At 62.7% G+C, this 5,996-nt stretch carries 7 protein-coding genes and 1 pseudogene; 2 read left to right on the top strand and 6 right to left on the bottom strand.

Annotated elements, in window-relative coordinates:
- A partial coding sequence (locus tag EN932_RS26740) for a GH25 family lysozyme (protein ID WP_281061556.1) occupies nt 1–276 on the bottom strand: 276 nt, incomplete at its 3' end.
- Nucleotides 277–505: 229 nt separating this feature from the next.
- Here EN932_RS26740 and EN932_RS26735 point away from each other — a divergent pair.
- Nucleotides 506–1,885 carry a serine hydrolase gene (locus EN932_RS26735; RefSeq protein ID WP_064993831.1) on the top strand — a complete coding sequence of 460 codons (1,380 nt, stop codon included), beginning with the start codon at nt 506–508 and terminating at the stop codon, nt 1,883–1,885.
- A 52-nt stretch (nt 1,886–1,937) separates the two neighbouring features.
- Here the strand turns inward: EN932_RS26735 and EN932_RS26730 are convergent, their stop codons facing one another.
- The 4 genes from EN932_RS26730 to EN932_RS26715 form a co-directional block, all read right to left on the bottom strand.
- Nucleotides 1,938–2,621 carry a class I SAM-dependent methyltransferase gene (locus EN932_RS26730; protein WP_027160644.1) on the bottom strand — a complete coding sequence of 228 codons (684 nt, stop codon included), beginning with the start codon at nt 2,619–2,621 and terminating at the stop codon, nt 1,938–1,940.
- Complete coding sequence (locus EN932_RS26725) at nt 2,618–3,865, bottom strand: DUF3419 family protein (RefSeq protein WP_245465167.1); 1,248 nt, start codon at nt 3,863–3,865, stop codon at nt 2,618–2,620. The genes EN932_RS26730 and EN932_RS26725 overlap by 4 nt, the downstream gene beginning before the upstream one ends.
- Before the next feature lie 193 nt (nt 3,866–4,058).
- Nucleotides 4,059–4,493, bottom strand: a complete 435-nt coding sequence (locus EN932_RS26720; protein WP_128369177.1) for a hypothetical protein — start codon at nt 4,491–4,493, stop codon at nt 4,059–4,061.
- 4 nt (nt 4,494–4,497) lie between these two features.
- Nucleotides 4,498–5,385 (bottom strand): RNA ligase family protein, encoded by an 888-nt coding sequence (locus EN932_RS26715; RefSeq protein ID WP_128369176.1) that lies wholly within the window; start codon nt 5,383–5,385, stop codon nt 4,498–4,500.
- An 82-nt stretch (nt 5,386–5,467) separates the two neighbouring features.
- On the opposite strand from EN932_RS26715, the gene EN932_RS26710 reads away from it, so the two are divergent.
- Nucleotides 5,468–5,659 carry a hypothetical protein gene (locus EN932_RS26710; RefSeq protein ID WP_164890632.1) on the top strand — a complete coding sequence of 64 codons (192 nt, stop codon included), beginning with the start codon at nt 5,468–5,470 and terminating at the stop codon, nt 5,657–5,659.
- Between the two features lie 38 nt (nt 5,660–5,697).
- On the opposite strand, the pseudogene EN932_RS38460 reads toward EN932_RS26710, so the two are convergent.
- Nucleotides 5,698–5,996: pseudogene (locus EN932_RS38460) on the bottom strand (hypothetical protein); the annotation flags it as partial.

Below are 5,996 nucleotides of genomic sequence, written 5' to 3'. Positions count from 1 at the left end.
GCCCTCGGTCGCCTTGATGAAGGCGAAGGAGATGCCGCTGGCCCTGGCAGCCGGCCAGTCGACCGAGGTCTGGTATTTGGAAACATCGGTGCCGTGGACGGCATAGTTCCACGGCGCGCCGCTCTCCCATTCATGCGGCTTGGAGTCGGCAAAGCGCGGCGCGCGCACGGCAACCGTCGGGCTGCTCGAAGCGGAAGGCGACAGCGGCGAGAGATCGTCGACGGTCGAGCAAGCACCAAGCAGCGCTAGCATGATCAGGCCCGCAAGACGGCGCATCGCAATTCCCGAGCCGGATTCAGCCGGTCGCTGATGGGTCTCTACACTGATGGCCTGCTTTGTGATCGGGCCCCCTCCGAACGATCGCCCCACAGCATCGCTCAGCATATCCTGTGATCGCCGATCATGGTTGATAATCCGTTGATGACGCTCGACAAGCATTGTGATTTGCGGAAGCAATGGCGGCAAATCGATGACATAAGGGTCGCGCAGGGCCCGGAGGAAATAAATGCGGATCGTGGTCAAGATCGTCAAATGGCTGCTTGGCCTGATCGTCCTGGTGATCGCAGCACTTTTTGCCTGGCTTTATATCGCGCCACCGGAGTTGATCAGGGTTGGCTCGGGCTACTCGGCCAAGATCGTCTGTTCGAACGTTTTTATCGCCGGCCGCGATCCCAATGAGGTGCTGGCCGTCGACGTGCAGGCACCCGGGCATCCCCTGCTGCGGTTAATGCGGGTTTCGGTGGACAAGAACAGGGGAACGGTGTCTGCCGGCCTGTTCGGTTTCCTCGGCAAGAGCGTCGCCGTAGCCCGCGACGGGCTTGGCTGCGCTTCGGTTCCGGACGGCGACGTAGGAAAGGTGCGGCGGACCGCGATCCAAGCGGAGCCGTCCGCAGTCACCATGGGCGACCTGTGGCCGGAAGGCGAACGGGTCGAGGCATCACAGGATCCGGTTGTTGCCAAGCTGCTGGACGATGCGGCGCTGATCGGCACCGGCATGCGCGCGGTGGTGGTGGTCAAGAATGGCCGTGTCGTCGCCGAGCGCTACGGCGATGGCTTTTCCGCCAGGACGCCGCTGCTCGGCTGGTCGATGACCAAAACGGTGAATGCCGCCATCGTCGGTACGTTGGTCAAGGACGGCAAGATGGCTTTCGACAACAAAAACCTGTTCGCGCCGTGGAAGGCGGACGGCCGCGCCGCGATCAGCCTTGCCGACATGATGGCGATGTCGAGCGGGCTGGAGTTCAACGAGGATTATGGCGACGTCGCCGACGTCACGCGCATGCTCTATCTCGAACCTGACATGGCGGGCTTTGCCGAATCCAAGCCGCTGGCTGCAGAGGTCGGCAAACAGTTTTCCTATTCGAGCGGCACGGCGGTGATGCTGTCGCGCCTCTGGCAGGACGCGGTCGGCGACAAGGCCAGGGCGCTGACGTGGCCGCGCACGGCGCTATTCGAGCCGCTCGGCATGCACAGCGCGGTGCTCGAGACCGACGAGCTGGGCACCTTCGTCGGCTCGTCCTATCTCTACGCGACCGCGCATGACTGGGCGCGCTTCGGCCAGTTCCTGCTACAAGGCGGGGTGTGGAACGGCAACCAGATCCTGCCGGCCGGTTTCGTCGACTGGATGCGAGAGCCGGCATCCGCCTCGAAGGTCTACGGCAAGGGCCAATTGTGGATCGAGGCCCCGGGCGATGAGGAAAACCCCGGCGCCGGTGTCGCGGCAGGCCTGCCCAAGGACACGTACTGGATGGAAGGCCATGACGGGCAGACGGTTGCCATCATTCCCTCGGAGCAGTTGGTGGTGGTGCGGCTGGGGCTGACGCCTGCCAAGCTTGGCTATCGGCCGCAGACGATGGTGGGGGCGTTGGTGAAGGCACTCCATTAAGGTGCATTGACATTCAGGTGAGGTCGGCCTGCAAATGGCAGTTTCACCTTGGCTAGCCGCGCGGCCCGATAACCGCCAGCCAGGCGTAGCCGCGATAAAGCGTGCGGAAACGGAAGCTTGCGCCGGTTCGCCGAGATTCCGATTCCAGCACTTCGCGCAGCGATTCACGAGGCGCGACGTGGAATTTTTTCAGCCAGCCGCGCAGCAGTGTGCGAAACCAGCGCGGCAGGCCTTCCTGCTGGCCGAAATCGACGATGTGCAGCGAACCGTTCGGCGACAGGGCGGCAAGTGCCGCCGATACTGTTTTTTCCCAGCCGGGGATCATCGACAGCGAATAGGACACGAAGACACGGTCGAAGCGTTCGACATCGAAGAGTGCCCGGGCATCGAAATCGGTGGCATCGCCCCTAGCCAATATGACGCGACCGGACAGGCCCTCGCGGTCGATCGCCTTTCCGGCCGTCTCCAGCATTTCGGCCGAAATATCGAGGCCGAAAAAGCGCGCGTCGGGATAGTGACGGGCGGCGAGGATGACGTTGCGGCCGGTGCCGCAGCCGAGTTCCAGCACGGTGCCACCGACAGGCACGTCGAGCCCCGAGATCATTGGGTCGCGGCCGAGCAGGTAGTATTTGCGGGTCAGGTCGTAGATGTGGCGCTGCCAGCGGTAGACGCCGTCCATCAGTTCGGCATGGCTGGCCTTGAATTCGGGGCTGGCCGGCAGCTCGCTGGTGCTCATGCCGCGCGCTTCACGTAGAGGTGGAAGCCGCCATAGATGGCCGAGCGGTCGCGGGCCGAAAATTCGCGCGAAGCCTGGTCCTGATAGTCCCATTGGTCGAGCAGCGAGCTGGAGACGCGACCCGGCAGCAGGCTGGGCTCGGCGGCGGTGCGGAAGATGACGCGGGCGCCGGCCGAAGCCGTGCGGGTGATTTCCGCCCACAGCGCGTTGAGCTGGTCGTCGGTCATCCAGTCCTGTGCATCGAGCAGGATGAAACGGTCGACGGAGCCTGCATCCTTGCCGGCGAGAAACTCGATCAGATTGGCATGGTGGATGGCGACGCGGTCGACATTGCCGCGGATGCTCTCGTAATTCTGCTTTTCGAGATAGGCGGGCAGGGCGGCCTCGCCGGGGTTCGGATAGCGGCGGGCAAAGGCCTGCCAGGCGAAGTAGTTATTCTCCAGCGGAAAATCGCAAGCGAGTTTTTCCAGCCGGGCTTTCAGCACGCTGGCCATGGTGCCGTCGCCAGAAGTGATCAGCGAATCGTACTGCGCCGGTGGAATGCCGAGGCCGAACAGTGAAGCCTTGCGCGACGTCGCCCATCTCAAAAGCTTGTTGTCGAAGACCGGCGCCAACTCCTCGTTGAAGAAGCGGCGCTGCTCGCCGATGTTCCTGGCCTGCATGATGCCGGCTGGGTCGACGCCGAAGAATTTTCCCGTGCGATGGCCCATGGCGATGAACAGGCCGAGCAGGCCGGTCTGGTAGAAATTGCGGTCGAAGACAGTGATCCTACGGCGCCCGCGCCAGTTGCGGCGCTCCCAGTAGTGACGGCTGACAGGATCGAGATGCGGCGCGATGAAACGGTCATACGCTTTCGAATTGTGGCTGGTGTCGGCGGCGCCGAAGAAGCGGAACAGGTCGCCCTGCGATGGCAAATGGCGCATCGCCTCCAGCTTCATGCGGTTCAGGGCGATGTGCGCGGTGTTGAGGTCGACGGCGTCGACCCGGGCCGGCGAGCGCGTGAGGTAGGCCAGGATGTTGCAGCCGCCGGAGGCGATGGTGACGACGCGGTGGCCCTGGCCGAGCTGCATCGCCTCCATGTCGACATCGGGGTCTTCCCAGATCTGCGGATAGACGAGGCCGGAAAACAGGAAGGCGAACAGCCGCTCCGAAATGCCGGCTTTCGACAGCGGGCGGTTCTGATAGACGGCCTTTCCAACTTCCTTGCCGCGGCGAAAAACCAGATCTGCGGAAACGTCCGTCATGGCAAAGTGATTCCCCATTTGCTTTGCCGCAAGCGGGTAGCGCTCGGCGATGACAGATGGATGACAGCAGCCGGCTAGCAGCCCGGGGGCGAGGTCATCTGTAGCGCGCAAAATCGTTTGGCATCTCCGCGCAACTTCATTTGGCACCAGATTGATCCGTTCAACGGGTGTTCTAAGGGGTCTGATGGCCCGTTCAAAGGCCCTTGGCCAGGGCATAGGGCGAAGGCCCTGGTGGTGTATCGGCAAGGTAGCGGGTGAACTCGCGCTCCAGCGCGGCCACTGCCAAGTCCTTGCTCGGCTCCCGACCCCGCTGACCGCCATGCTTGCGCCAGCGATCGTCATGGGTCGATATTGACCAGAACCAACTGCCGGCGCTGGCGCCATGCCGCTCGGCCCGGATCCGCCCAATGCTGTCCGAGCCGAGAAAGCTGGCGCAAAAGTCGCCTGGCGCTGGTGGGCCGCTTATCACAGTGCGGTCCCAGTCTAGCCAGAACCGCGCCGCTCGACCGTGCACGAACCTCGCAGCGTCGACGATGGTAGCGCAGATGGCTATGGGCTCGCCGTCATAGTCGAGCACCTCATAGCCATCCCCGCTGGCATCGCGGACCTTCAATCGATCGGCCGACAAGACACTATTCCTTCTCGCTGAAACCCTGCACCGACGCGTGGCGCAGCTTGGGCTCGCCCCGCAGCGTCCTGACACTGGCCTTGATGCCCGGCTTCACCCATTCGACGCCAGGAGTGACTTGCGCCGTTGGAACGCCATTCGGTGGCCCCGCCTGGGCCTTCTGCACCCGCTTCCAGAGCCGGTCCTTGATTGCATCGGTTGTGGCGATCACAGCCTTGCCGACATACTTGCCGTCTCGAGCGAACAGCCCCTCGGTCCATTCGCCGGCCTTTCGTTTGATGCCGATCAGATCCAGTTCGGCGATGTCCCAGCATTTGATTTTCACCCAGGCTTCATCCTTGGCACCGCTGCGATAGGGGCTGAACTTGCGCTTCGAAACCACGCCCTCAAGACCCATCCGCTCGGCCGCCTGATAGAACTCGGCACCACCGCCCTCGACATGCTGGCTGTATTGGATGATGCCTTGGGCCGGCTTGATCAAGTCCCACAGGATTGCCTTGCGCTCGATCGCCGGCCGTTGGCGCAGATCCTCGCCATCCTTGTGCAGGATGTCGAAAGCGACGAAGGCCAGCAGCTCGGCGTTCCAAGCCATTCGGGAATGCATGGCGTGGAAGTTCGGCCGGCCGTCCGGCTCGGGCGCTATCACCTCGCCATCCAAGATGAAGGATTTCGTCTTGAGCTGCTCGGCGGCGGTAACGATCGGCCAGTAGCGCTTCGACCAGTCGTGGCCCTTTCTGGAGAAAGCTCGGGCGCCTGCCCAATCGAGGACGAGCTGGGTGCGAAAGCCGTCATATTTAATTTCGTGGATCCAGTCGTCGCTGACCGGCGGTTCAAGCACCAGCACCGGCTCTTGTGGCTTGATGAACTTCAGCCGGTCTGCGGCGTTACCCATGTCACTCGATACTCCAACTGCCAGACAAGGCAGGCGGGCCGTTTTGGTTGCATTTTAGCCGAATTGAATGTGGAAATGGTTGATGAACATCGAAGCAGACGAATGCCGGGCGGCCCTCACCCTGATCAGGAGAACTATCGAGGAGCACTGCCCGCCCGGCGTGCTGCCGAGCGAAGAGATGGTCAATGGGCTCTTTGGCCCGGAGTTGATTGACGAGGCGGAAGCGCTGGCAGCCGCGATCGTCGCCACGGTCGAAAAGCTTAAGGCAGGCTGATCCGTTCTCCTGCTGGCCGGCTGCCGGCGGGCAGCCTTTCAAGCACCCGCGCCGAGGGATGTCTTGTTTTGGGCCTTACCGCGCTCCCGGCTTATCCTGTCCCTCCACAAGAGAAACGGCCGCTCGATGATCATGTGAAGCGCCAAGGCCGCGCAAAGGCTGATGCTCAGATAGCAGAACCAGAAACTGAACGCCGTGGCTGAGCCAGCTGCCGCAATTGCAAAGGGGATCAGTGGATAATGAACTAGATAGAGGCTGTAGCTCAGCCGAGCCAACGCTCGAAAGGAAACGCTGAATGGCATCCGCGCTGACGCTAAACCACCCGCCCCCGTAGTCA

The sequence above is a fragment of the Mesorhizobium sp. M7A.F.Ca.US.002.01.1.1 genome (assembly GCF_004022955.1).
GTDB classification, from domain to species: Bacteria; Pseudomonadota; Alphaproteobacteria; order Rhizobiales; family Rhizobiaceae; genus Mesorhizobium; species Mesorhizobium ciceri.
Note: the sequence above shows the minus strand (reverse complement) of the source record. Positions and strands in the feature narration are given on the sequence as shown.

Excerpts from the sequence above, each read along its gene's own strand:
- EN932_RS26715 (WP_128369176.1), bottom strand. The coding sequence starts at position 5,385 with ATGGGTAACGCCGCAGACCGGCTGAAGTTCATCAAGCCACAAGAGCCG.
- EN932_RS26730 (WP_027160644.1), bottom strand. The coding sequence starts at position 2,621 with ATGAGCACCAGCGAGCTGCCGGCCAGCCCCGAATTCAAGGCCAGCCAT.
- EN932_RS26725 (WP_245465167.1), bottom strand. The coding sequence starts at position 3,865 with ATGACGGACGTTTCCGCAGATCTGGTTTTTCGCCGCGGCAAGGAAGTT.
- EN932_RS26710 (WP_164890632.1), top strand. The coding sequence starts at position 5,468 with ATGAACATCGAAGCAGACGAATGCCGGGCGGCCCTCACCCTGATCAGG.
- EN932_RS26735 (WP_064993831.1), top strand. The coding sequence starts at position 506 with ATGCGGATCGTGGTCAAGATCGTCAAATGGCTGCTTGGCCTGATCGTC.